17 protein-coding genes are annotated in these 24,221 nt (G+C 62.3%); 4 read left to right on the top strand and 13 right to left on the bottom strand.

Going from position 1 to position 24,221, the window contains the following annotated elements:
* Positions 1 to 10: 10 nt before the first annotated feature.
* The 7 genes from R8871_RS27835 to R8871_RS27805 all read right to left on the bottom strand — a co-directional run bounded on the left by R8871_RS27835 (position 11) and on the right by R8871_RS27805 (position 8,307).
* Positions 11 to 1,603 (bottom strand): carboxylesterase/lipase family protein, encoded by a 1,593-nt coding sequence (locus R8871_RS27835; RefSeq protein WP_175053352.1) that lies wholly within the window; start codon positions 1,601 to 1,603, stop codon positions 11 to 13.
* Positions 1,604 to 1,723: 120 nt separating this feature from the next.
* Positions 1,724 to 2,839 carry a porin gene (locus R8871_RS27830; RefSeq protein ID WP_175053351.1) on the bottom strand — a complete coding sequence of 372 codons (1,116 nt, stop codon included), beginning with the start codon at positions 2,837 to 2,839 and terminating at the stop codon, positions 1,724 to 1,726.
* Positions 2,840 to 2,961: 122 nt separating this feature from the next.
* Positions 2,962 to 4,068, bottom strand: coding sequence for a hypothetical protein (locus R8871_RS27825; protein ID WP_175053350.1), 1,107 nt, complete (start codon positions 4,066 to 4,068; stop codon positions 2,962 to 2,964).
* A complete protein-coding gene (locus tag R8871_RS27820) occupies positions 4,055 to 5,371 on the bottom strand; it encodes an MFS transporter (RefSeq protein WP_175053349.1) in 1,317 nt (438 codons plus the stop codon). The genes R8871_RS27825 and R8871_RS27820 overlap by 14 nt, the downstream gene beginning before the upstream one ends.
* Positions 5,372 to 5,460: 89 nt before the next feature.
* The gene (locus R8871_RS27815) at positions 5,461 to 6,612 is read right to left on the bottom strand and encodes a DUF5624 domain-containing protein (RefSeq protein WP_175053348.1); all 1,152 of its coding nucleotides are present in this window, start codon (positions 6,610 to 6,612) and stop codon (positions 5,461 to 5,463) included.
* A 17-nt stretch (positions 6,613 to 6,629) separates the two neighbouring features.
* Positions 6,630 to 7,508, bottom strand: a complete 879-nt coding sequence (locus R8871_RS27810) for an amidohydrolase family protein (protein WP_175053347.1) — start codon at positions 7,506 to 7,508, stop codon at positions 6,630 to 6,632.
* A 22-nt stretch (positions 7,509 to 7,530) separates the two neighbouring features.
* Positions 7,531 to 8,307, bottom strand: coding sequence for an HpcH/HpaI aldolase family protein (locus R8871_RS27805; protein WP_093632348.1), 777 nt, complete (start codon positions 8,305 to 8,307; stop codon positions 7,531 to 7,533).
* 98 nt (positions 8,308 to 8,405) lie between these two features.
* Between R8871_RS27805 and R8871_RS27800 the strand changes: the two genes are divergently transcribed.
* Positions 8,406 to 9,293 carry a LysR family transcriptional regulator gene (locus R8871_RS27800; RefSeq protein WP_175053346.1) on the top strand — a complete coding sequence of 296 codons (888 nt, stop codon included), beginning with the start codon at positions 8,406 to 8,408 and terminating at the stop codon, positions 9,291 to 9,293.
* A 9-nt stretch (positions 9,294 to 9,302) separates the two neighbouring features.
* Here R8871_RS27800 and R8871_RS27795 read toward each other — a convergent pair whose 3' ends face one another.
* The 5 genes from R8871_RS27795 to R8871_RS27775 form a co-directional block, all read right to left on the bottom strand.
* Positions 9,303 to 13,166 (bottom strand): autotransporter outer membrane beta-barrel domain-containing protein, encoded by a 3,864-nt coding sequence (locus R8871_RS27795; protein WP_175053345.1) that lies wholly within the window; start codon positions 13,164 to 13,166, stop codon positions 9,303 to 9,305.
* Between the two features lie 168 nt (positions 13,167 to 13,334).
* Complete coding sequence (locus R8871_RS27790) at positions 13,335 to 14,357, bottom strand: fimbrial protein (RefSeq protein WP_175053344.1); 1,023 nt, start codon at positions 14,355 to 14,357, stop codon at positions 13,335 to 13,337.
* Positions 14,354 to 15,034, bottom strand: coding sequence for a fimbrial biogenesis chaperone (locus R8871_RS27785; RefSeq protein ID WP_246287807.1), 681 nt, complete (start codon positions 15,032 to 15,034; stop codon positions 14,354 to 14,356). The genes R8871_RS27790 and R8871_RS27785 overlap by 4 nt, the downstream gene beginning before the upstream one ends.
* A gap of 76 nt (positions 15,035 to 15,110) precedes the next feature.
* Entirely contained in the window at positions 15,111 to 17,600 is a 2,490-nt protein-coding gene (locus R8871_RS27780) for a fimbria/pilus outer membrane usher protein (protein WP_175053342.1), read from the bottom strand.
* A gap of 82 nt (positions 17,601 to 17,682) precedes the next feature.
* Positions 17,683 to 18,216: a fimbrial protein gene (locus tag R8871_RS27775; protein WP_175053341.1), complete on the bottom strand. Its 534-nt coding sequence runs from the start codon at positions 18,214 to 18,216 to the stop codon at positions 17,683 to 17,685.
* Between the two features lie 506 nt (positions 18,217 to 18,722).
* Between R8871_RS27775 and R8871_RS27770 the strand changes: the two genes are divergently transcribed.
* A complete protein-coding gene (locus R8871_RS27770) occupies positions 18,723 to 18,926 on the top strand; it encodes a hypothetical protein (protein ID WP_175053340.1) in 204 nt (67 codons plus the stop codon).
* Between the two features lie 102 nt (positions 18,927 to 19,028).
* On the opposite strand, the gene R8871_RS27765 is transcribed toward R8871_RS27770, so the two are convergent.
* Complete coding sequence (locus R8871_RS27765) at positions 19,029 to 22,385, bottom strand: hybrid sensor histidine kinase/response regulator (RefSeq protein WP_175053339.1); 3,357 nt, start codon at positions 22,383 to 22,385, stop codon at positions 19,029 to 19,031.
* 288 nt (positions 22,386 to 22,673) lie between these two features.
* Between R8871_RS27765 and R8871_RS27760 the strand changes: the two genes are divergently transcribed.
* Together R8871_RS27760 and R8871_RS27755 are read left to right on the top strand one after the other, a co-directional pair.
* Positions 22,674 to 23,342, top strand: a complete 669-nt coding sequence (locus R8871_RS27760; RefSeq protein ID WP_175053338.1) for a response regulator transcription factor — start codon at positions 22,674 to 22,676, stop codon at positions 23,340 to 23,342.
* Positions 23,343 to 23,547: 205 nt separating this feature from the next.
* Positions 23,548 to 24,156, top strand: coding sequence for an isochorismatase family protein (locus tag R8871_RS27755; RefSeq protein ID WP_175053337.1), 609 nt, complete (start codon positions 23,548 to 23,550; stop codon positions 24,154 to 24,156).
* Positions 24,157 to 24,221 lie beyond the last annotated feature (65 nt).

Raw genomic sequence — 24,221 nt, 5'->3', positions numbered from 1 at the left:
CCTGACTACGCTACAGACCGTGCGACGGCGCCTCGCCGTACCAGTAGCTGCACTGATGCGCGGTGTACGCGTCGTAAGTGTTCGAGACCGGATAACCGAAGTCGAGCGTTTGCCGGGTCGCCGAGGTGTACAACGGCCAGTTCGCCACCGTGCTGCCCGAATTCGGATTACTCGTATGCGCGAAACCTGCAAGCGCGGTCGTCATCGCTGTGGACAGGCTTGCCTGGTTGGCCGTCGGACTCGGGATCAATTGCCACCAGTAATCGAGATCCGATGAGTGAAAGGCGCCGTAATTCATGGTGGTGGGGGGCAGCAATGAAATCAGGCTATGTACGCTGTAGGGCGCGGGATCCGAAAAGCGGTACATGTAAGCCGCTGGCGAATACTTCGCGAGGTTGTCGGCGTCCTGCATTTCGCTGCAGGTGAACAGGTAGTCGCCGGCGGCTTTGGCCAACGCCTGGCTCGGCGAGCTGAACTGGCTCGCCGGATAGAGCGCCGCGGTGGCGGCGCCGGGCACGCCGAGGAAATTCTGGATCGCCGTTTCGTAGCCCGCGGATGTGACGGGATTGCCCTGCGCGTCGAATGCAGCCGCGACGAAGTAGGTTCCTTCGTCCTCGGTGAAACCGGATATCACCGGCACCCGGTTGTACTGGCCACTGGCAAAAGCCGCGCTCGTCGAGCTCGGTAGTACCTTGCCGTCGATCGTCGCATACCAGGCCACGGGGTTGCCTTGCAGCAGTGCGGACGCCGGCAGATTGCGCAGGCACGCGGCGCTGGTGGTGTCCGTGCAGCCCCACGTTCTGGCGTAGCCGATGCCGTCCGTTTCGGCCTGCTGCAAGCTCTCCTGCTGCCGGCTGAAGCCACCGCTCATGGCAACCGCCTTCGCAAACAGACCGGCCGCGCCCGGCGAAGCAAGTTGCACGTACACCGAATGGCCGCCCGCCGAATCGCCGAAGATCGTCACGTTGCCGGGATCGCCGCCGAACGCCGCGATATTTTTCTGCACCCAGGCAAGCGCGGCGGTCTGGTCCATGATGCCGTAGTCGCCCGAAGCGCCGTTGGGGTCTTCTGCGGCTAGCGCGGGATGAGCCAGGAAGCCTAGCGCATTGAGACGGTAGTTGATCGTCACCACGATCGCGTTCGCCTTCTGGGCAAGCGCGCTGCCATCCGTCGCGGAACCGGAGCCGACGATGAAACCGCCACCGTGAATCCAGAACAGCACAGGCAACGGCGTGGTGCTTGCGGTGGCGCCAGGAACGTAGACGTTGATGAAGAGACAGTCCTCGCTGCCAGTCGGGGCCGTCGCCGTTCCCTGGACACATGACGAGCCGAGGTGCGACGCGTCGTACATGCTCGTCGTGTAGGCAGCGGCAGGTGCAGGCGGTTTCCAACGCAACGCGCCGGTTGGCGGCGCCGCATACCGCATGCCGAGAAACTCACGCACGCCGTTGACGGTGACGCCTTTGATCTGTCCTTGCTGGGTCTTGACGACAGTGGGGTCGGCGGGCGCCGTGTCGTGAACACTACCGCCGCACCCCAGAATGATCAGTGGAATCGTCATTGCAATGAGCCATCGAATGACGCGCTGGTGACAGGTATTCATGCTTGTCTCCTGATCTCCGGAGAACACCACCGCCTGGCGCTTACTCCGGATCGGGTCCAACCGGCGGTTTGAAATGAACCACGGGCAATACGCCGCGCCTTCGCTACTGACGCAACAGGTCTAGAACAACGTGCGCAGCCCCACCCGCACCGCGGTCGACGACTGACCTGTGCCGACATACACGCCATTGGCAAACACCGGAGCCGCACCACCGCCGAGGAACACCGGCGCAGCGCCGCCTGATGCGCGCAGATAGGTCGCGCTCGTATAGACATCGGTGCGCTTCGACAACGCGTAATCGAGCAGGAGCGTGCCGTTCTGCCACTTCTGCGAGCCGAGCTTGCTGTACCAGTAGCCGCCCATCAGCGTGGTGGCGGGAGTGAGCTGGAACACCTCGTTCACTTCATAGGTCGGCATCGAACCGTTGTCGTGGCCGATGCGGAAGTGCGTATCGGTGAACAGCAGCCGCGTCAGGCTCCTGCCGAAGCGATAGCTGCCGCCCACGCCGAAGCTGCTCACACTGCTCGCCAGCACAGGTGTAGCAGGCAGATTGGGGAAGAACGTAGTGCCGGCCTGACTCGGTCCATTCAGGCCGAGATCATGCGTATCGGTGTACGCAGCGCCGAGGTTCAACGGACCATTCGAATAACGCAGTCCAAACGCAATCACGCGCCCCGTTCCCGCTGATACGGATTGCGAAGGAAATGCGTATAACGCGCCTGCCTGCAATCCCAGGTAGTTCGGCGACGTGTACTTGATTGCGTTATTGATGTGCAGCGTGCCCGCAAGGTGATCGAAGTCGCCCGGGTGCCACGAGTACTGACCGGCAACCTGCCCCATCGCGAACTGCGTGAGGTTGTCCCAGAAGAAGTCGTACTGCTTGCCGAGCGTGAACCGGCCGTACGTTGAATTTTCGATACCCAACCACGCCTGACGGCTAAACAGCACGCCCGATTGCACCATCGTGCCCGAGTAGAGATTGAAGCCGTTTTCCAGCACGAAGACGACGCGCGTGCCGCCACCGATATCTTCCACACCGCGCAGGCCCCAGCGATTCGATTGGATCGAACCGTCGTTGGCGACGAAGTTCGAATGGCCGTTCACATTGCTGAAATAGGTAATGCCCGCATCGATAATGCCGTACAGCGTCACGCTGCTTTGTGCGTGCGCAACCTGGCTGCTCACGCTCAATGCCAGTACAGCGGATGCGCTTAAGCTCAAGGCAAACTTTTTCATTGCTCGTCTCCAGTGGTTTTATTTTTAAAAGGCAAAACGGTGCCCTCCCTCGCTGGAGGGATATCTGTTCCCTGTCGGGAATGCCCGGCGGGCGGCCGGGCGCTGGGGATGTGGTTTAGGCGCTAACCGTTGAACCGGTATAGCGTCGAATCAGTGCGAAAGCGGATCTCTTCGCTCAGGCTGTTGCTGACTACCAGATAGCGTTGACCGTCATCGACGAAACTGGCGGCGTCGGTCGCAGCGGATGTCGCGAAATCGCCCACCAGTTCGAAGCACCCATCGCGCCAGCGGAAAATCTCCGATTGCGGCACGACAACCGGTGCTTTCGGCGTGCCGGTGATAAAGCACACGCGCACCAGATAGCGCCCTTCCTTGCCGTCGATCAGGCACAGTTCGCGCCCGCCTGGGCCGCCCAGCATCTGCGTCCCGACAAATTGGGCACCGTCGAATCGATACAGCGTAGTGTGTTTGAGCAGGTTCGCGTGCAGCATCCAGAGCGCGCCGTCGGCTTCGAAGAACCGGAACGCGCGTCCGCCGTTTTCCTCGAACGTTTGCAGCGGGATAAACTTCTCGCCGTTCCAGCGATTCACCGACGACCCGCTAACGTGGTCCGCATACGCGAGATAGTGCTCGCCACCGAACGACACGAAAGCGAAGTTGTAGCCCCACTTTCCGTTGAAAGTCTGGAACGGCACGAAGCGCTCGCCATTCCATTCGAACAGGCACGATTCGCGTGGATGTTTCGGCTCGACACCGTCGACCACCACGCCTTGCGACAAACCGAGGAAATGACGCGAGTCGAACGAGAAAGCCGTCCACTGCTTCGCCCCGAATACCGGAAAGCTCTGCAGTGGCACCCATGCGCCGGCAATGCGTTCATACAGCACTGCGTCGGTATCGAGATCGTACGGCCCCTTGCCGGTTCGAATGCCCGCCACCGCGAGGAAGCGCCGGCCGTCGATTTCGAAGTATTCGAGGTCTTCGCCACCGGGCAGCGGCAGGGCTTCGTGCTCGACGAAACGGCCGTCCTGCCAACGGTAGATCGGTGCTTCGATGTCGCTGTCGCCGCCGTTCATATAAGGCGCCTCACCCGGTACATCGCGCGCGAGTTGCGGTACGCCGAGAAAGGTGCCCTCGTCCGTCGTAAAGACTTCGACTGCGCGCGCGCCGCTGGTCGGCAGCGCCTGCAATCTGGTGAGCAGACCCGCGCCCAATTCAGTTCTTGCCATGACCCGCTTCCCCCAACTCCGAACCCGTGATCGCAAAAGACGCGGTCGGCGTGACTGCGCCACTCTCTGTTTCACGCGGCCGCAGCACATTGGCGAGAATAATGCCGAGCGCCGCGCCTACGGCGAGGATCGCCGCCAGCATGAAAAGTGATTCGAACGACAGATGCTGCGACAGCAGGATGCCGCCGACCACCGGCCCGACGATCGAGCCGATGCGTCCGATTGCCAGCGTCCAGCCGACACCGGCCGCCCGCACGTTAGCGGGAAAGAGGTAGCTGGCTATCGCCGGAAACGTCAATTGCCCGCCGACCAGAAATCCGCCGACGGCAAACAGCATCGCAAGTGCGACATTGCCCGCACCGATGATCTGGCCCAACGCCACCGTCAACACCGCGCCGCCCAGGAAAGAAATCGCCACCGGCACGAACGGCCCGCGCTTGCCGACCAGGGTGGAAATCACCAGCGCTCCACCGATCGCGCCGAAATTGAGCACGACCGACCCAAGCGCCGCGCGTCCCGGTTCGACGCCGTTCATATTGAGAATGGTCGGCATGAAGCTGACCAGGAAGCCCGACAGGATCATGCTCGACAACACGCCGAACCAGAGCGCCAGCGTTGCCGGGAGCCGGCCACCGGCGAACACGCCGCCGATCACGTTCAACCCGCGCGCCGCGTGCAGCCGCGCGGCCACCCGTTCGGCGCGGCTCACGGTTTGTGCCGGAATCACGAGAAGCACCGGAATCATTGCGAGCAAGGCAAACGTGCCGCCCATCAGGAACACGAACGGCCAGCCGAAGCGCACCATCAACGCCGCGGTGATCGCGCCGCCCACCACCGCGCCGAGCGGAAAACCGATGAACATGAGAATCACCAGCGAAGAGCGGCGTTGCGGCGAACCGCTTTCTGCCGTAATCGCCGCAACCGGCGGAATGGCGCCGCCCATGCCGAGGCCGCCGATAAACCGCAGCGCGGCCAGCATCGTTGCCGACGTGGCAAAGGCACAGCCCAGCGTGAAAATGCCGGTTACGGCGAGCGCCAGCAGCAGCATCGGCCGTCGCCCGAAACGGTCCGCCAGCGGGCCGACGATCAGCGAGCCGAGCACCGTGCCGATGAAACCGGCGCCGAACACGCGGCCCAGTGTGGCGTGATCGATCTGCAAGGACTTCGCCAGCAAGGGCGCGACGAACGACAACATCAGCGTATCGAAGCCGTCGATCATCGACACCGCGAAGCACACCAGCGTGATACGCAGCACGTGGCTGACCGGTGGACCCGCCGACGGCTCTTGTGCAAGTGAATTCATGAAGCCTGTCTCCTTCATCAAGGGCATTTTGTTATGGCCCGCGCGGCTGCCCTTACGCGCGGGTATGGGTATCGGTCCGGCGTCCGTCGTTACGACTGCGCGGCGCTCGGGAAAGTCACATTCGTGAAACCAGGAATCGCAACCTTTTGCGGCTGATTGCCATTGCTGTACAACTGATCGACGATGTAATCGGCAACGCAGTTCGACAACAGTTGCGTCGGGTCTTCCATGATGCGGCGCAGGCGCGCTGTAGTCGCATCGCGGTCGTCGATCGAGCTGATGGGTGGCATGCCGCCGGCCGGCACCGGATCGAAGTGAAACGGACGCTGCCCGGGAAATAGCAAGCGCGCGACATCGATACTCAAGCGGGTGTTGAGCCACAACGCCCGATACGTGCGCTCCAGTTCCGCCATACCCGCGGCGTCCGGCAATTCGGCGACCGAGAACGACGGCGCATGCGGTGCGATGAGCACACGTTCCGGCAACAGCACGCGATCCGACGCGCACCACACCAGATAGCAAATGTTGTTCGAGGCCCAGCTCACCCCGGCGGTCGGCCGGCCCGACTGTCCGCTGACGAGGAACATCAGACGGTTCCAGTCGATTGCTTGAGCGCGCAACCAGTTGCCGATGCGGTACACGATGTCGAGAAACGCCAGCCCGAAGGTCGCGAACATCACGTCGTTCATCGGCACTGGCAATGCGCTCGTTGACGGCGCCGCGAAGTACGCTTCGTTCAGACATTCGAAGCTCAGCAGCGAATGATCTTTCTCGATCCGATCAAGCAGATCGATCGTCACGCCGCAGGTGTAGTCGACGAGATCGGCGATCTTCTGCTCGTGGCCCGCGAAGCTGGCGACCGCTACCTGATCGCGCCACAATTCCAGCGAGTTCGCCGCGCGAGTTGCCTCGGCATGACGACGCAGGTTCGACGCGTCGCGTTGCCACGCGCCGTCGTGCGGCGACAGTTCACGCATTCGCGCAAGATAAGCCAGCGCCAGCGGCAAATGCGATACCGCCGTCAACTCGATGAAGCCACGCGTCGATTTGCGAAAACTCTCGATCGACGGCGCGCGCCCCGCGCCGGGAAACAGCACGATATCGCTGCCAGTCGACACCAGCATGGGATCGTCCGCCTGTTGCCGCGCCATCTGCTGCGTCAGATGTATGCCAATGCTCTGCGGGTCCGACGTGAACGCGCGAAAGAGACCGGCAAACGCTGCGTTGGGTTGATAAGACATAGTGGGTGTGGATTGCCTCAGTAGTCGAACAGGCGTGCGGGATTGTCGGACAGAATCATCTTGTGCACCACCGGATCATCAGTCCATGCGCCGAGCAGATTCAGCAATTCGCCGGTGTCGCGCGTCGAATCGGGAATGTGCGGCCAGTCCGAACCCCAGATCACTTTTTGCGGTGCAGCCTTGATGATCGCTTCGGCCATCGGCGCCACGGCTTCATAGCCGCGATGTTTAGCGATCCGGTACGGCGCACTGAGTTTAAGCCAGCAGTTGCCGTCTTTCAGCAAACTGAGGAGACGGTCGAAATCCGCCTGCGTGAGGCCGTCTTCTTCGAGCATGTAGCCCATGTGATCGATGACGAAATCCGTCTGCACATCGGCGAGAAACGGAATCAGATTGCGCACGACCCAGCCCGGCGCATAGAACTGCACGTGCCAGCCGAGGCTCGCGCACAGGCGCGCCATCCGCGTGATGTACTGCTGGATCTCGACGGTCGGCAGGCCGGAACGTGCGAACAGATCAAGACGCACCGCACGAACGCCGGACTGATGGAAGCTATCCAGCGTGGCCGCGTCCGTGCCCTCCTCGATCATCACGACACCGCGCGCGATCGAGCCCGCCACATGCAGCGCGTCGATCAGGCAGCGGTTGTCCGTGCCGTAAAAACTCGGCTGCACGATCACGAAACGCTTCAGGTGCAGCACGCTCATCATCTGCAGATAGTGTGCGAGCTTGCCGTCCGGCAGCGTGTAATGCGGATGCTCGACCTTCGGATATTTGTCTTCGGAGCCGAACACGTGCATGTGCGCGTCGCAGGCGAGCGGCGGCATCGTGAACGACGGGCGCGACAGGGTTTCGTAGTCACGCATCGGCGTGGAAATCAGCGGGGTTTCTGCCATGATCTGAAATTGGAGGTTCGAATTAAAGTTGACGTGCCTGTTCGACGCGCTCACGCAGCGCCGCCAGATAAACATCGCTGTCGATGCCGGCAAACACAAACGGTGCCGCGCCCTCGCGGCGCAACTCATTGAGCGCCTCGCACTCGGGCATGCCGCCTACGATCACCACCTTGCCGTGACGCTGTGCAGCTGCGATCACCTTGCGGCACGCGGCCACGACCTCGGGATGCGCCGATTCGCCGGTGTGACCCAGATCGGCAGAGAGATCGTTGCAACCGAGCGCGAGCACATCGACGCCTTCGATCGCCGCAATCGCATCGGCCGCTTCGACGCCGGCGCGGCTTTCGATCAACACCTTGAGCACGGTCGCGTCGTTCAGACGCCGGTTGAGTTCGCGAGCGGGAAGTTTTTCGAAGTTGACGTAGGGCAGCGTCGCGAGTTGCGAACGCTGGCCGAGCGGCGGAAAGCGCGTGGCGATCACCGCGTCGCGCGCCTGCTCGGCGGTCTCCACACGCGGCACGATGATGCCGAGCGCGCCGCCGTCCAGCACGCGGTTGATCGTGCCGTAATCACGTTCCGGCACGCGCACCCACGGCATCAGGCCGAGGTCGACCGCGCATGAGCACAGTTGCGACACGGTATCGACCGGCAGCGAGCTGTGTTCCATATCCACCCAGATCGTGTCGTAGCCGGCTGCTTTGGCCCAGCGGACCGCATCCGTTGTGCGCGAGGCGCGAATTCCCAGCGCAATGATCTTGTGTCGCGCTCGCAGGCGTTCGACCAGTTCCGCACCGTTCATGCTGTCTCCGTCGTTTGAGTAAGTGGAAAACAGTATCGCCCGGGAAACAGTTTTGATTTATTCTCCAAATCAAGGTTATTGATTTACAGAGAAAATCAATGAATATCCGTCATCTGGAATTTTTCGTGGTGCTGGCGCAGGAGCTGCATTTCCGCCGCAGCGCCGAGCGGCTGGGCATTACGCAGGCGCCGCTGAGCCTCGCGATCCAGTCGCTGGAGACGGAACTCGGCGCGCGGCTCTTTCACCGCACGCGCCGCTCGGTCGCGCTGACCGAGGCGGGGCTGGCGTTGCTGGACGACGCACGGGCGATCCTCGCGCGAATCGAACACGCGAAGGAAAGCGTCTGGGAAACCGTGAGCGGCGACGTTGGACGTTTGCGCGTCGGCTTTACCAATGCTTCGACGTTGTCACCGTTTTTCCCCAAGCTGATTCATGCGTACCGGACGCAGCGCCCGAAGGTCAACATCACGCTGCTGGAGTTGTCGTCGTCGCGGCAGATCGAGGCGATCGAGCAGCGCGAAATCGACGTCGGTTTGTTGCGGATGCCCGAAAGCGTGCCCCCTACCGATCTGGTCTTCACGCCGCTGATGGAAGAGCCGCTGGTGCTCGCCATGCATGCGCGGCATCGGCTTGCCAAAGCTTCATCGATCAAGGTGAAGGATCTGCGCGATGAGCCGTTCATTGCCTATCCGCGGCAAGCGGGGGTCGCGGTCCACGAAAAGATTATCGCGTTGTGCGCAAAGCGTGGCTTCGAACCTCAGGTGGTGCAGGAGGCCCAGCAGGCTTCCACGCTGATCGGGCTGACCGCCACCGGGCTCGGTATTGCGCTCGTGCCCTCGACACTGCAGACCATCGCAGTGCCGGGGGTAGTGTTCAGAGAGCTGGACGAAACGGACACTATCACCACGCTGTACATCGTTCATCGTCGTGGTGACGCCAACGCCCGGGCGATGCAGTTTGTGGAGTTGGCGCTGGGGCTTCGGTAGGGTGTGGCCTTACTTCCAGCTGTATTTCGCAGCCAGTTGGCCCTTCACGACGCTGTATCCACCGAGGTTGGTCTCCACGCCGACTGTACCTGTCACCGACAGGTTCTTCGTCACCTGCCCTTGCAGCCCGGTCTTCAGTTCCATCCGGTTGGCGGGCATGGCCAGGTTGAACGCGTTGCCGTCCACCGTCACCGACTGCGAGGTCGGGCCATGCCACCAGTTTGCCTCGACGAACGGACGCAGTTGCGCACCACCGTTACCGACCGGCGTCGTGCCATGCAGCCGCACGCCCAGACGCGTCAGCACGCTGTTGTCGCTCTGGCCGCCGATCAGGCCGGCTGGTGCGGCATGCTCATCCGCACTGTAATGCGAGTAGATCACCTGAGCCTGCGGCTCGACGAACACGCGCGTGTCGCCCCGCTGGTACACCGGAATCGAGTAGCCCCCTTCGAGCGAACCGGTGACGGTGCTCGAACGGTACGAGTCGGTTGCAAGGCTGCCGCCGACCGTGTTGCTGTACGCGCCGTACATCAGCCACGTATCGACGTATGGACCCGACAGGATGTCGCGATTGCCATACCACGTGCCATAGAGACCGACGTTGTAGCCCTCGACACTGCCGCGTGCGGTAGCCGGCTGATAGCTATTGGCAAGCGGGTTCCACAGTTCGCGCGTCGACCAGTTCGTCGCACTGCCGTACATGCCCATCACGCCGACCCGGAAGCTGCCGTCGCCGCCGTCCTTGAAGCGCAACACGTCGCTGCCTGCATGGATCGTACGGTTGTTGCCGGATATGTCACGGCCGTTACTGGTCATTGACATGCTCTGGCCTTCGACGCGCACCCATGCCGCGCCGTCAACGCCGGTACCGTCGTCGACGTTGCCGCCTGCCTGGCCCTGACGCTGGTGCAGCGTGTGGATGGGCATCATCGTCGCGGCCCATGCGTTGCCGAGGTACGCGTCGGGTTCCGGCGTAACGAGCTGTGCGGACGGCGTGGGCGTGACGGGCGTCGTGCCGGCGTTGTCTTCCTGCTCGCCTGGATTGGTCGGTGTAACCGGCGCCACCGGGTCGATTGGGGCGACCGGTTTCACAGGATCGACCGGATCAACGGGCTGAGCCGCGGACACCAGGTACCAGTCCTGCGCGTTGCCGCCGTTGCCGCCACGTTCGAGCATGTAGTCATAGCCGCCGGCCGACACTGTGCCAAAGCCCTTGCGATAGCCATCCGACGCCGAGTCAAGCTTGAACGCACCCGCCTCGGTCGTCGCGCCATTGACCGCCGACACCAACTGGATGCCGACGTTCGTCTGCGCACCCGTGCCGCCCGCCTTCCTGATCACCAGCGCGGTATCGCCCGACGCCGACGCGCTTTCAACGGCGCGAGCCGCACTCGACGCAGAGCCGTCGATCACCAGCCGGTCGGTTGCCGAGCTGTCGTCGCCCAGCACTGTGTTGAGCACCAGCTTGCCGCCGTCACCCGCGTAGTTGCCGCGGATCGTCAGGTCGCCGAACGCGTCACCCGGCGTGCCGGCGCTGCCAGGTGCGACTACGCCCGCATTCTGCACGTCACCAATGATGGTGCCGTAGCCGCCAAGCGTGCCGCCGGCCGCGACTTTGGTCGCCGACTGGATGGAGCCGTTCACCGCCAGCATGCCGCCTTGCACGGTGGTTGGTCCGCTGTAGGTCTGGTCGCCTTCGAGATTGAGGGTACCCGGGCCCGCTTGCACCAGACCGCCCGTACCGCTGATCAGATTGGAAAACGTCACCGTGTCGGCGCGATTGAACGCAAGCGTGCCATTGTTGGTGACATCGCCAATGATGCTGCCGGTGGTGCCGCCGTTACCGATCTGCAACGTGCCGGCGTCGATCGTCGTGCCGCCGGAGTACGTGTTCTCGCCTGCGAGCACCGTCGTCCCCGCGCCCATTTGCGTGAGCGAGCCCGTGCCGGAAATCACGCCTGGCAGGACCGCCGTATCGGCACGGTCAATGGCGAGCACCGCATTGTTCACAATCGGGCCCGTCATGCTGCCGCTGGTGCCGCCATCGCCAAGTTGCAGCACGCCTGCGTCGATCGTGGTTGTGCCGGTGAACGTGCTGTCGCCCGTCAGGATGGTGGTGCCCGGTCCTGCCTGCGTCAGGGTGCCTGTGCCGGAGATCGCGCCCGACAGCGTTACCGCATCGGAGCGATTGACCACGAGTGCGCTGTTGTTCAGCACGTCACCCTGGATGCTGCCTACCGCGCCGCCGTTGCCGATCTGCAAGGTGCCGGCGTCGATCTGGGTGCCACCATCGTACGTGTTGTTGCCGGTCAGGGTCAGCGTGCCCGCACCCTGCTTGACCAGCACGCCAGCGTCGCCAGACAGATTCTGGGCCAGCGTCACGTTATTGCCGTTGGTGTCGAGGAATGCGCCGTTCTGACCCAGTGCGTTCAGACGCGACGAAACATCCACGGTGTTACCCGTGGCCCATTGCAAACCGCCGCCGTCGAGTGTGACTTTGCCCGTGCCGAGGTTAGACAGTGTGCGGAAGTTGACCAGCCCGCCTTTCACCGTGGTGCCGCCGCTGTAGGTGTTGTTCGCGGTGAGCGCGAGTGTGCCCGAGCCTGCTTTGACAAGCGTGCCGTTCTGGCCGCTCGCGTTGCTCAGCGTCGAATTCACCGTACCGACTGCATCGGCGCCGTCGATCTGGAACGTGTGCGTTCCGGTTCCGGCCAGCACGATGTTGGCGCCGGAAATCGTCATGTCTGCGCCATCGGCGTAGTTACCGATGGTGCCGTTGTTCCAGTTGATGGTTCGCGTCGCCGCGCCTGCGCCGGAGTGGATGGTTTGCGCGAGCAGCGAACCGCCGCCGTTCAGATTGACAACACCGGTAGCCGATCCAGTTGTGCCGGAACGGTCGCCGATCGTCAGGGTCCGCGTGCGTACTGTGCCATTGCCGATTGTCAAGGTGCCGGAAGCACCACCAGCACCACTGGTGCTGGTGCGCTGACCCACCGTGATCGAGTTCGCATCGAGCAGGCCATCGCCCATGACCAGAGAGCCGGTCGCAGTCTGCGAGCCATATATCGCCGAGCCGATCGTCAGGTTGTCGACCTTCGCATCCAGCGTGCCCTGGCTCAAGTTCACCGTGCCGGAGCCGCCCGTGTAATTGCTGTTTGAACCGACACCGATATCCCAGGTACTGACCGCGCTGGTACCATCGGTTCCCCGCAGCACGACCCTGCCATCGGTAATCCCGCTCTGAAAAGTCAGCGTGCCATTGCTCTGATTCGCGCCAATGGCAATCACGTCCGCGTTGATCGTGTTGTTCTGGCCGAGCAATACCGTGCCGGTATTGCTCGCCAATGAGGACACGCTGCGGGCTCTATTGGCAACACCAAACGTTTGAGCCGTGATGGTATTGTTGCCCGCAGCCAACGTGAGCGTACCGTTGGTCGTACCCGTTACGGCTGCCCCGGCGCCTATCTGCCCGCCAACGCTGAACACCCTGGCGGGATTGTCGGACGCGAAATTGGTGAGGCCGGACATGTCAAGTGTTTGCGTCGTGCCGTTGAGGGTGCCTCCCAGACGGAAATCACCGCCCGAATAGACGAGCGTACCGTCTGCCCCAATGATCGTGCCGGTGACGCCGTTGCTAATGGTGAGACTATCGACGGTTTCGGTCGCACTGCCAATGTCGACAGTCGAGTTTGCAGGGAACGCAATGGTGTCGGCGTGAGCCTGGCCAAGGGACGCGCCGAAGCCAATCAGCAGCAGGCTCGCGCAAAGCGGCGTGAGACGACGTGCGCCTTTCTTGCGGCGAACAGCGGTCTCAGATACGGCGCACCACGTCGAGGTTGCCGCGTTCCAGATTACAAGATAGGCGTGGTTCATGGTGTCGTCTCACATGCGCGAAAAAGAAGTGCCCCCATGTTCTCTTTTCGCGGCGACGCCATCTATTTGACCGGTACGACATTTGGAGCAGCCATATAGGACGGGTCCTATATGCACTCCCTCGCTCCATTACGCCGTCCGGGACACGCAACGGCGCGGCGGCAACGCTCAGTCGTACAACACCCGCACCGTCACCACAGCATTGAACGGACCGATTTTGGGTGTGCCGAGCGGCTGCAGTGTGGCTGTCATCGGCACTTCGATATGGGCCTGAGCCGCGGTGAAGGTCGCCAGAGGAAACGGCTCTCCCACCGCTATCTGCTGCCCGTTGCGGTCCTGAATGCCGATGCCGAACTGGCTATCCTGCTCCGGCAAAATCAGATTGTTCTGCACCGGGTTGGATGTCTCGAAGTAACCCCCTATCTGGACCGACTCGTTGCATGTCTTGTCCAGCGCGAGTGAGAACGACCTTGTCGGTTTGACTGGCGCAAATCCGGTTGGCGTTCTCTGCACCTGGCCGAAGTCGATGACGCCAGGCTCGGGATTGACGGTGACGTCGACGGTACATGGCGTCGGCTTCAGGTTTTCCAGTCCGCTCAGGATGTATTGAAAGCTCGTATTGCAGCAGTTGATTCCGAACTTGCCGTCGAACTGGAACACCGTATAGGTATCCTGCGGGATCCCCACCCATGCGCCACGCTTCCTCACGACAACCTGATACGTGATGCTCACCGGGATCTTCGGGCACAGCCCGGCGTTGAAATTGTCCTGTGTGCATGCGGGAACCACGTTGCCTGTCGGCACGCCCTGCCCCGGCGCGCTGCCCGCGCCAAAGTAGTCAACGCCCTGATAGCGGATGCCAATCTCGAGTCCCCATACGGCCGGATCGATGTTTGCCGGGTTCGCATAGAACGAGACGGGATCGTCAAACGGCAGACTGCCCGGCCCGCTGAGGTCCTTGTAGCAGTAGCCGGTGGTGGTGCGGGTCGGCGAGATCCAGATGATGTAGCCGTCGGGCACGTTGACCGGATAGCTCTGCACCGAGCCGATCGGCTCGATGAACTTGTCGGCGCCCGCGCTCGTCACACAGCGCATGGCCCACGCCGAATGTGCCTGCAGACAGAGGACGAGCAGCAGCGCAAACCCGACCATCCGTCCGCTGCATCTTGCGAATGAGCACAGACTCTTCATGGCTTCACGCTCGTGCAGGCACCCGCATTGCACGTGTACTGAACTTCCGTCTGACCGCCGTAGTCGTTCATATGCGCGACGTACAGCGTAGTCGGCGCGGTTTCATTGAACGGCACTTCGCGCTGGCTCATCGGAGAGACCATCACGGCCTCGAGCGGCACCGGCGTTTTCTTCTCGCCGCTTTTCAGTTCGACCACGGTGACGTGATACGGCGTCGGGTTATCGAACACCAGTTTGTGCGCGGCCGTGTCGATCCGCATAGTCATCGGCAGCGTGGGGTCTTCGCCGCGCGCGGGCTGTACGCCCTTGGGCCGATAGAACAGCTTGAGCTTCGAATGCAGGGCGATCTGCAAGGCGTTGACTGCGTCGGTCTTCGGTGGAATCTCGCGGATATTCAGGTAGAACACCGATTCGCGATCGGCCGGCAAGGCGCTGCCCGGCAGCATGACGATACGCAGAATGTTGCGGTCGTTCGGTTCGACGCGTTGCAGCGGCGGCAGCACCATGAACGGCGAAGAGACCTTATTGCCGTCCTTGTCCTCGATCCACGACTGGACGAGATACGGATACTTCGGACTCTTGTTAGCGATGGTGATGCTCGCCGACTGCACGCCTTCGTCGTAGACGACCCGCGTGCGGTCCGGAACGATCGCGCCATGCGCAAACAGCGGGCCCATCAGCAGGAACGCGGTGCAGAGCCGCAGCGAGGTGGAACGCAAGAAACCAGTGTTCATGATGAGAAGTCGTCCTTGATCAGGAGCCGCCGGCGATCGGCGCCTCCGGGTTGCATGTGATGGGCGTAGCCGCCCCTTCGAGCTGCAGGTCGTCCGGCAGCGCGCCGAGCCGGCACAGGAGCGTGTCGCCCACGTGCACCGTCAGTTCGCTGTTCTTCTGCACCTGCGTGAGATAGGTGACGCCACGTTCGCCGACAATGCCGACTTCCTTGCCGGTCTTCGCGTCCTGCACCGAGGCGCCGAACGGCACTACGCGGCCGCCGCTCTGCGTGAGTGCGACAAGCAGATTGCGGCCGCGCGCGGCCTCGAAATGCACGTAGCCGATCGAGCCATCGGTCAACACGAGGCGTTGCACCGGATTCGTCACCTGGGTATCCAGCGCAAGCTTGTTGACGTTCACGCGTGCATCGAATGCGTCGAATGGCGATACCGAGCCAATCACCGCATAGCCCGCCGAATTCGTGCGCGCCTGGCTGCCCGACAAGGCGACATTCGGTACGCCGTCGGTGGAAACCAGCAGGCGCGTGTCGCCGTTTGCGCCGTTCGCATGCGGCGTGATGCCGTGACGCGTCGCCACGACCGAACCGTCGACTTCGAGCGAAGCCGCCGCGAACGTATTCACTACCGTGGCCGCCTGCAGGCTGACCTGATACGAGGAGGTCCGCAGACGCGCGTTCGCGTTGGCGGACGGCCTGCCGTCGGAGGTGCCGCCATACACCGAATAGCTGAGTCCGTCGCCGTTGTCGCCCATGAAGCCCGCATTGACGTTCACACCGCCCGTACTGCTCGACGTGACGTTCGCCGCGGCGGTCTGCCGCTTGCCGAGCGGGATCGTCGCGGAGACGAAGACCTGATTGCCGCTGCCCGTCACGCTTTGGTTCCGGAAAGCGGAGAAGTTCAGGCTGACGTTCTTCAGCGTGCCGACCGACACCGTACGCGCGAGCGTGAGGCCGAAGCGGTCGTCCGCCTCACGGTCCCAATAGCTCGAATGGTCGTAGGACAGATACGTGGACACGCCCCAGAAGCGTTTCGCGAGCGTCATCGAATAACGCTGCTTGCCGCCCGCGAGACCATACGAGGTGGGATCGCCGCTGAATTGCGAAAACGTCGTGTAGGTGCGGTCGGAAAAGCGGTAGCCGAAGAAGCGCAGGTCGGTGTCGAGCGTATCGAAGTGCTTCGAGTAGTTGAAGCGGTACGACTGGCCGCTCTGGGTCTTGCCGTTCCACCAGAGCGACGCGCGCGACGTCGTCACGTCGACCGACACTGCGCCGAGTTCGCCGAGGTCTTTGCCGATCCCGCCGGCAAGCGACATATAACCGGAGGCCGCGATCGTGCCGCCGTATGCCGTCACATCCATCGGCAGGCCATAGGCCGCCTCCGCAAAACCGAAGAGCGGCGTAATACCCGCGCCGCCGAACAGACGCGGCCGTCCGACGGCCGCCTTATAGCGGATCTCACCCCGGCGCGCGAGGAACGGCACCGCCGCGCTCGTCACCGTAAACTTCTGCTCGCTGCCGTCTTCTTCCTGCACGGTAACGTCGAGCGTGCCCTGCACATTCGCACTGATGTCCTGCAATGCAAAAGCGCCCGGCGAGACTTTGGTGGCGTAAAGCACGCGCCCTTGCTGCGAGACGGTGACCGTCGCCGAGGTGCGCGCCACACCGGTAATCAACGGCGCGTAACCGCGCATCGAAGGCGGCAGCATCCGGTCGTCGCTCTGCATCGTGACGCCGGTGAGCGCGAAGGTGTCGAAGATATCCGAGTTCAGGTAGTTGTCGCCGAGCGCGACCGTCGAACGAATCGACGGCAACGCGCGAAACGCGTACAGCCGGTTGAACTGGAAGTTGCGATCGGCGCCGCCATAGGTGGCGTTACCGCCGGAGCTCGTCTGCGCCTGATAGTCGCCGCGAAAGCGCCATGCGCCCCAATTCGCGCCGACGGTGCCGTAGGTTTGCAGCGAGTTGGTCTGCGCGCCGGCGTAACCGGTGCCCAGTTGACGGTTCGTATTGGCGATCACGCGGTAGTCGAGCATGGCGCCGTCGATGCCGTCGCTCCAGCGTTCGCGCGGAATGTAATTCGGATCGTCGTATTCGAAGGCAACCTGCGGGATGCTGATCTTCAGTCGCGCGCTACTTTTCACATAGGTGATCTTCGCGCCTTCAATCGATTCAATATTGACGCACGTGTTGTCCCGGGTACGCGGCAGCGTTTCGAAAAGCTTCGGCTTGAGGCCGAATTGCGAAACGAGCGCTTCCGGCAGGCATGCGTAGCTGGTATCGGGTTCGTCACCGGCAACGAAATCGATCGAAAGACGACCGAAGTACTGATCGTTGACCGACACGTCGAGCAGATACGTGCCTGGCATCGTGTAGTCGGCATGAGAAAACTGGGCGAGATTGAGGGCGCTTTCGCCGTCGATGCTCAGGAACGACGAATTGAATTCGGTCGCCTGCGCGTGGCCGCAAACTGCCAGCGCGGACATACACAACAGTGAGTTCCTGATACGCACGACTCGTGTCTTCCGATGAACCGACGATGGACTAAAAAAGCAAAAGGGGCGCTACGCGCCCCCTTTGCCAAACCTGCGAGGCTTACTGATAGCGAACCGTGAAGTTCGCAACCGAGTCCGCTTCACCCGGCGTCACCGTCGCTGCGGTCGATTCGTACATCGCGCCGAAACGCACCGTGTTGTTGCCGTTCGACAGCACGACCGGCGCCTTCTGCTCCGTGCCGTTGTCGAGGTACTCACCCGCTGCCGTTTGCAGACGGATACCGACGTTGCCCGCGCCACCCGTCGTCGCGAACAGGCCCGGGACGATCGTGTCGGCCGTGCCGGTGAACGTGAAGTACGCGTTGGCGGACGTGGTGGTATCGCAGTCGGTCAGCACGATGTCGAAGTTCTGTGCGGGCGAGCGGTCGCCGGTCTTGGCGAAGTCGTGTGCCGGCACCTGGCCGAGCGAGACAGTCTGGTCGAGCGAGTTGCTGTCGATACCGCACGCGCCCGCGACGATTTCGCCCGTGAACGTGATGACACCAGGGTTACCCGAGCCGACTTGCGGAGCTGCGGCAAAAACAGAGGACGACAGTGCTGCAAGGACAGCGGAGCCGATGATGGCCTTCTTCATGGAATTTCCGTATTGACGTTGATTGCTGATAAAGCGCCCGGGCATACAAAGCGATGCCCGTCGCGCCGCCGCGTGATTTCCGGATGACGCTTCCTGAATTTCAGTTGGCGGATCAGCACGCAAACGGCAAGCACATTGTCGTCAAACATGTCCTGACAAACCATCTGACTGGTCTGGAATTTCCCGGGCGCAGCCTTCCCTATCTTCACAACCGCAGAGGGTTAAGAGGGGCAATATGACAAGCGAACAGCACACGCCTGCCAAACAAAAAAGCACAGCTTTCCGGCGCCGGCAAGCTGTGCTTAGGAACACTACTTTATGATTCGCTGCTTTTAGTATTCGTCACATTCTGCTTTGATCAAGCAGGGGCTACACTGGATTCGCACGCGTTCAGACGGGTTTCAGGAGAACTCGTCGCGCGCGCTGAGCCATCATGCGAAGGTTGGAAAATCTGACGCGAGTGTGCAGACGAATCGTTCTGCGCATACGCCATTTCGAGGGCACCCGTGACAAAGCAGAAAAAATCCGTTGCGAATCATGCGTTGCTGGTATTCGCTGGGTTGGACGAATTTAACCAGCAACGTTTCATCTCGTCGATGAACGAGTTCCTGCTCGCATCGCCGAAACATCGCCGGCAAATGATCGAACAGTGGGAACGTGACGACGAGCATCCGGCCGCAGGCGATTCCCGCACGGCTGAACATTGCTGACACAGGCGTGCCGCGGCGTCTTGTGCAGATGCCGGCGCGAGGCACGCGCTTGTATGCGTTTGCGAGCGCTTGCAATTGCTCGTACGCGTTTGCACGCCCCGCCTAGTTCGAGATCAAGGTCCCCACAGCCGCCTCAAACTGTGCAAACGTTTCGCCCAGACCGGCGATTCCGTCCTGTTTGACTCGTAGCTCGATCTCCCCGCACCGCAGCGCAAGCGGCTTCTGTCCGAACACGCCCAGCGCGCCTTTGAGCGAATGCAGTTCAGCGAGCACGCCCGTGACATCTTCGTTCATCTGAGCCGCGCGGATCGCCGCGAGCGATGCCGCACACGATTCCGTGAAGGTCTCACGCAGATGCGCGGGAATCGGCTTGCCGCCGAGCATCGACTGCCGGTCCTCGACGGGTTCCGCAACACTCGCTTGCACCGTGCCGGCAACAACGAGCAGGACGTCAGCCAGTTGCCCGAGCGAAAGAGGCTTGGTCAGCACCTGCTGCATACCGGCTGCCTCACAGCGCGCACGCTCCTCGATGGTGACATGCGCGGTAACCGCCATGATCGGCAGCATCGGCCAGCGCGCGTGGACGGTCTCCGCCAGTTCGTAGCCGCTCATCTCCGGCATGCTGAGATCGGTGAGCAGGACATCCCAGTGGCCCTCAGACAGCACGTCGAGTGCAACCGCCCCACGATCCACGACACGCGCCTCGCAACCAAGCATCGCCAACTGTTCGGCGAAGAGTTGCTGGTTGACTGCATTGTCTTCGGCTACCAGCACGCGCAGCCGGCGTGGCATGGTCGGCGGCGCGCCGTCGGTTGCTCGCGCATCGGCGCGGCGAGGCACAGCCGGTGCCTCGCCGCGTAAAGCCAGACGCAGTGCCGCTTCAAGACCCTTCAGCGAATAACACGAGACGCTCACGATCCGCCCCGTGCGCACCGGTTGAGCGGGACCGTCGCGATGACAATCGACCACCCACGCCGCACCTTCCACCAGGCGGTTTTCCTCGACGGGATGCCACGTATCGTGCTCGCCGCAGATAATCAGCGCCCGGGCGGCATCCAGCGTTGCCTCGTCGACGAGTGCCGGGTGTCGATACGCCTGAACGCGCAGCCCCCATGCAGCGAAATGCGGCTCCGCGAACGCCCGCCATTCGTCAGTGGACGACAGGAAAATGAGCAGCTCGCCCGCAAACATCGCCGGTTGAGGGGCGGCTGGATAGTGATCGTCAAGCGGCAGCCGCACCGTGAAGCGGCTGCCGACGTGCGGTTCGCTCGCGACCTCGATGGTGCCACCCATCGCGTCAAGCAGACGGCGGCAGAGTGCGAGGCCGAGCCCCGTGCCGCCGAAGCGCCGGTTGATCGACGTATCGGCTTGCGAGAACGCCTGGAAGAGCCCGCGCTGCTGTTCGGGCGACATACCGATGCCGGTATCTTCGATCGCCACGACGACGGCCGCCGCATCGCTGTGTTGCTCCTCTACGGACACCCTCAACGTCACCTTGCCCACACGCGTGAATTTGATCGCGTTGCTGAGCAGGTTGTGCAGGACCTGCCCGAGGCGAACCGGGTCCCCTCGCATGGGCTGTGCGCTCGCCGTGTCGAACACACCGTAGAGCTGTACACCTTTGGCATGCGCGAGCGGCGCGAAAATCGTCAGCGCGCGCCCGGCGACTTCGACGACGTCGAATTCGATCTGCTCAAGCAGCATCTCCCCTGCTTCGATCTTCGAGAAGTCGAGAACGTCGCTGATGATTGCCAGCAACCCGTCCGACGACGTGCGGATCGTCGTCAGCCGGTCCTTTTGCACCGCGTTGAGCGGCGAATGCGCGAGCAGTTCGAGATTGCCGAGAATCGCGTTGAGCGGCGTGCGGATCTCATGGCTCATCGCCGCCAGAAATGCGGACTTCGCGACATTCGCCGAATCCGCTGCGCGCTTCGCGTCACGCAATTGCTGTTCGAGCAGCTTCTTTGCCGTGATGTCCGTGAACGCGGTCACGAGCACGTCCTCGCCCTGGTAACGTGCGGGGGCAAGACTGACTGCCAGGTCCACCTGGCCGCCTTCGCGCGTCGGCAACGCGATATCGTCATGGACAACGTCACGCTCTGTGTGCGACACACCCTCTTGCGCACGGAGTGCGTGACGGCGCACGAGTTCCGCCGACAGCGTTGGGGCATCCACTACGACACGCGATGCCATCGCCACCATCACCGGGCTGCGCAGGAGCGGCACACCCGTGCCGGTCGAGATCAAGCCGAGCCCGACGGGCGCTGTCTCGATCAGCGTGCGGCTCAGATGTTCGCTCTCGAATACGCGCCGCGAACGTTCGAACACCGGCACGAAGACGCGCCGGTTGAACATGAAAAGCAACACCCACAGCACGACGAGAATCGCGACGGTGGTGCTGGCGGCCGTACCGATCTGGACCGCGACACCGGACGCAATGTTGCGCCACGAAAACGCGTAGACCAGCGTCCACCCCGTGTCGCCCAACTGGTCACGGATCGTGAAGATGCCGCCGCGGTAGGACTCGCGGGGGGAACTGCCCGTCTTCTGCGAGACGCTCGACTTAAGCACGCTATCGATCAACGCCTGCTCCGGTTCATGCTGCGCCGCAGTCGCAATCAGCTGGCCCTCGGCCGACACGATCAGAAAAGTGCCGTCGAAGCGGTCTACCGAAAGCGGCGCGGTCAGCGCCTGTGGTTCGTATTCGGTGACCAGCACGGCGAACGGCTTGCCGTGATCGAACGCAGGTGCAGCAAGCCGTACCGAAACGGTGCCGGTGAGCGGATTGATCGACGGCGGCATCCAGCGCACGGGGCGGCGCTGGGTGAGCGAGTCGTCGACCGGATTGTTCATCAGCTCGCCGAGATCGTTGGTCAATGCATCCATCAGCTTGCGGCGGTCCGTCAGTACCGCGGCCATGCGCGCGTCGCGCGGCGAAGGCGCTGGAATCAGCGCGGCCAGATCGCGCTTCACGTTGTAGTAGTAGCCGCTGAGCTGCCGTCCGCGCTGCAGCGAATTCGCCGTGCTGCTGCGCGCGAGCTGCGTGGCCAGGCCAAGAAAGCGGTCGATTTCCGAATAGGACGGTGGATTGCCCGGCGCGCCGAATATGAGTTGTGAGCGCAGCGTGGGAAACGGCTGGAGCACCATCTCATCGCCACCCGCGTGAAAGCGCTCGACGAGCGCGGAATCGACCGAGGGCGGCTCGCTCCAGATCAGTTCAGCGTTGATCAGGCCGTTGCGGAACGAGCCTTCGCTTGCCTGGATCTCGTTCATCACGAGGCTTCTGTCGACGAGAAACGCCTGCCGCTCATTGACAATGTGCGCACGCACGGTCGACACGGTATCAAGAACGGCTGCGAGCAGAACGACCGCCGTGATGACCATGCCGCCACCGAACATCAGCAGGCGCTGGTAGCGCCGCAGCCGGCCAAGCACACCACGCTGGAGGGTTTGGGGCATAGGTGCACGAAACTCCGTTGACGGTGGATGGAGTACGCGGCGACATGGCGACGCACGCGGCTGCGTTTGACCGGATTATGTATCGACTCGCTGCCCAAACGGGAGCCGGCCGACAGGGAAGCAGACCGGACAAGCGCCAGATTGCGTAATATATGACTAGTCTGATGTAAATAACGCATCACTACAGACGGGTCAGACATCGCAGCGCAACAGGATCGGCTAAATTCTGCCTATGTTCCCGACTGCTGACGGTAAACCGTCGCCCAACGCCACCCGGCCACGTCACCCATGAAAATCAATCTTGTGCTGGCAGACGACCACCCCGCGCTAATCGCCGGCATTAAACACGAACTGTCCGGCATTCACACGCTCAATGTGGCGGGTACCGCGCGCAATTCGACCGAAATCGTCGAGCTGTTATCGCGCGTGCCGTGTGACATTCTCGTCACCGACTACGCCATGCCGGGCGGCGAGTTCGGTGACGGCATAACCTTGCTGTCATTTCTGCGGCGCCGCTACCCCGACCTCAAGATCATCGTTTTCACCACGATCAGCAACCCTGCAATGGTGCAGGAGATGTCGAAGCTCGGCATCCGCTCGGTGCTCAACAAGATAGACGACGTGGGTCATCTGATTTCGGCCATTCACACGGTGTATGCGGGCTCAGCCTATTTTTCTCCGACCACCCAGACGCAGGATGCTGCCACCGCCCATGGCCGGATGAGCGAAACAAGCGTGCGGCAATTGACCAAGCGCGAGGCGGAAGTCGTTCGGCTCTATGTGTCGGGCCTGTCGATCAACGAAATCGCGAGCCAGTTGCATCGCACCAAGCAGACGATCAGCTCACAGAAGATGAGCGCGATGCGCAAGCTCGGCATTGAACGCGATGCCGATCTGTTTCGCTTCGCCTACGAGGCGGGGCTGGTCGTGACAACCGAACCCCAGCAAGACACGTAAATGCATGCGGCATACGCGTAAGGCGTGCTGCCGGATTTCATGACGCGAACAGGTCGGCGAATGCATTCCTGTTGCTCTGGCCGGACCTTGACGGCGTATGACCTGTGCACGTCATGCACAGAACTTGTGACGCGCACGGCGTTGTAGCGACAGGCTGCGGTCCCTAGACTTCGTTCCTTTCCAGTCCATCGAAAGGAACCTCATCATGTCGAAGCGCACACTGCGTAGCATCCTCGGCGCGGATACGCCAGATTCGTTGCCGGCCCGCACCACCGCGTTGCTGGTGATTGACTTCCAGAACGCATATTTCACAGGTTCGTTGCCGATTCCCAACGGCATGAATGCGCTGCAGAATGCGCGTGCCCTCGTCGATTACGCCGATCGTCATGGCTGGAAAGTCGTGCACGTGCAGCACATCGCGCCGGCGGAGTCGCCGTTGTTTGCCGCTAATAGCCGGAATGCTGAAATCTGTTCCGATATCCAACCAGGACCGAGCCATCTGCTGATCAACAAGACTTCCGTGAGTGTGTTTGCCAGCACCGATCTCGCGCAGACGCTGAAAGCCGATGGCGTGACTCACCTCGTGTTGTGCGGTCTGATGACACACGCCTGTGTTGCCGGCGCTGCGCGTGATGCCGCGCCTGCGGGCTTTGAAGTTGTGGTGGTGGCCGACGCGTGCGCGACCCGCGACATCGAGTTCAACGACACGTATGGCGTCCCGCACGACGTGTTGCACCTGTCCGCGTTAGCCGAGATCGCGGATACCTTTGGCTCCGTGGTGAATACGCGGGATGTACTGTCGCTGACTTCATAACGCGCCTCTTGCAGCCGAAGTGTGCGGCGCAACGCCATCCGGTTCGGCTGCAGCGTCGTGATAGC

The sequence above is a fragment of the Paraburkholderia sediminicola genome (assembly GCF_902859805.1).
GTDB lineage: Bacteria > Pseudomonadota > Gammaproteobacteria > Burkholderiales > Burkholderiaceae > Paraburkholderia > Paraburkholderia sediminicola.
The sequence above is the reverse complement of the archived record's forward strand: the minus strand, read 5'-3'. Positions and strand labels throughout refer to the sequence as shown.

What these genes read in the sequence shown, in the direction of transcription:
- R8871_RS27805 (WP_093632348.1), bottom strand. Translation starts at nt 8,307, where the DNA reads ATGAACGGTGCGGAACTGGTCGAACGCCTGCGAGCGCGACACAAGATC.
- R8871_RS27760 (WP_175053338.1), top strand. Translation starts at nt 22,674, where the DNA reads ATGAAAATCAATCTTGTGCTGGCAGACGACCACCCCGCGCTAATCGCC.
- R8871_RS27810 (WP_175053347.1), bottom strand. Translation starts at nt 7,508, where the DNA reads ATGGCAGAAACCCCGCTGATTTCCACGCCGATGCGTGACTACGAAACC.
- R8871_RS27785 (WP_246287807.1), bottom strand. Translation starts at nt 15,034, where the DNA reads ATGGGCCCGCTGTTTGCGCATGGCGCGATCGTTCCGGACCGCACGCGG.
- R8871_RS27790 (WP_175053344.1), bottom strand. Translation starts at nt 14,357, where the DNA reads ATGAAGAGTCTGTGCTCATTCGCAAGATGCAGCGGACGGATGGTCGGG.
- R8871_RS27830 (WP_175053351.1), bottom strand. Translation starts at nt 2,839, where the DNA reads ATGAAAAAGTTTGCCTTGAGCTTAAGCGCATCCGCTGTACTGGCATTG.
- R8871_RS27800 (WP_175053346.1), top strand. Translation starts at nt 8,406, where the DNA reads ATGAATATCCGTCATCTGGAATTTTTCGTGGTGCTGGCGCAGGAGCTG.
- R8871_RS27825 (WP_175053350.1), bottom strand. Translation starts at nt 4,068, where the DNA reads ATGGCAAGAACTGAATTGGGCGCGGGTCTGCTCACCAGATTGCAGGCG.
- R8871_RS27755 (WP_175053337.1), top strand. Translation starts at nt 23,548, where the DNA reads ATGTCGAAGCGCACACTGCGTAGCATCCTCGGCGCGGATACGCCAGAT.
- R8871_RS27795 (WP_175053345.1), bottom strand. Translation starts at nt 13,166, where the DNA reads ATGAACCACGCCTATCTTGTAATCTGGAACGCGGCAACCTCGACGTGG.
- R8871_RS27820 (WP_175053349.1), bottom strand. Translation starts at nt 5,371, where the DNA reads ATGAATTCACTTGCACAAGAGCCGTCGGCGGGTCCACCGGTCAGCCAC.
- R8871_RS27835 (WP_175053352.1), bottom strand. Translation starts at nt 1,603, where the DNA reads ATGAATACCTGTCACCAGCGCGTCATTCGATGGCTCATTGCAATGACG.
- R8871_RS27815 (WP_175053348.1), bottom strand. Translation starts at nt 6,612, where the DNA reads ATGTCTTATCAACCCAACGCAGCGTTTGCCGGTCTCTTTCGCGCGTTC.
- R8871_RS27775 (WP_175053341.1), bottom strand. Translation starts at nt 18,216, where the DNA reads ATGAAGAAGGCCATCATCGGCTCCGCTGTCCTTGCAGCACTGTCGTCC.
- R8871_RS27765 (WP_175053339.1), bottom strand. Translation starts at nt 22,385, where the DNA reads ATGCCCCAAACCCTCCAGCGTGGTGTGCTTGGCCGGCTGCGGCGCTAC.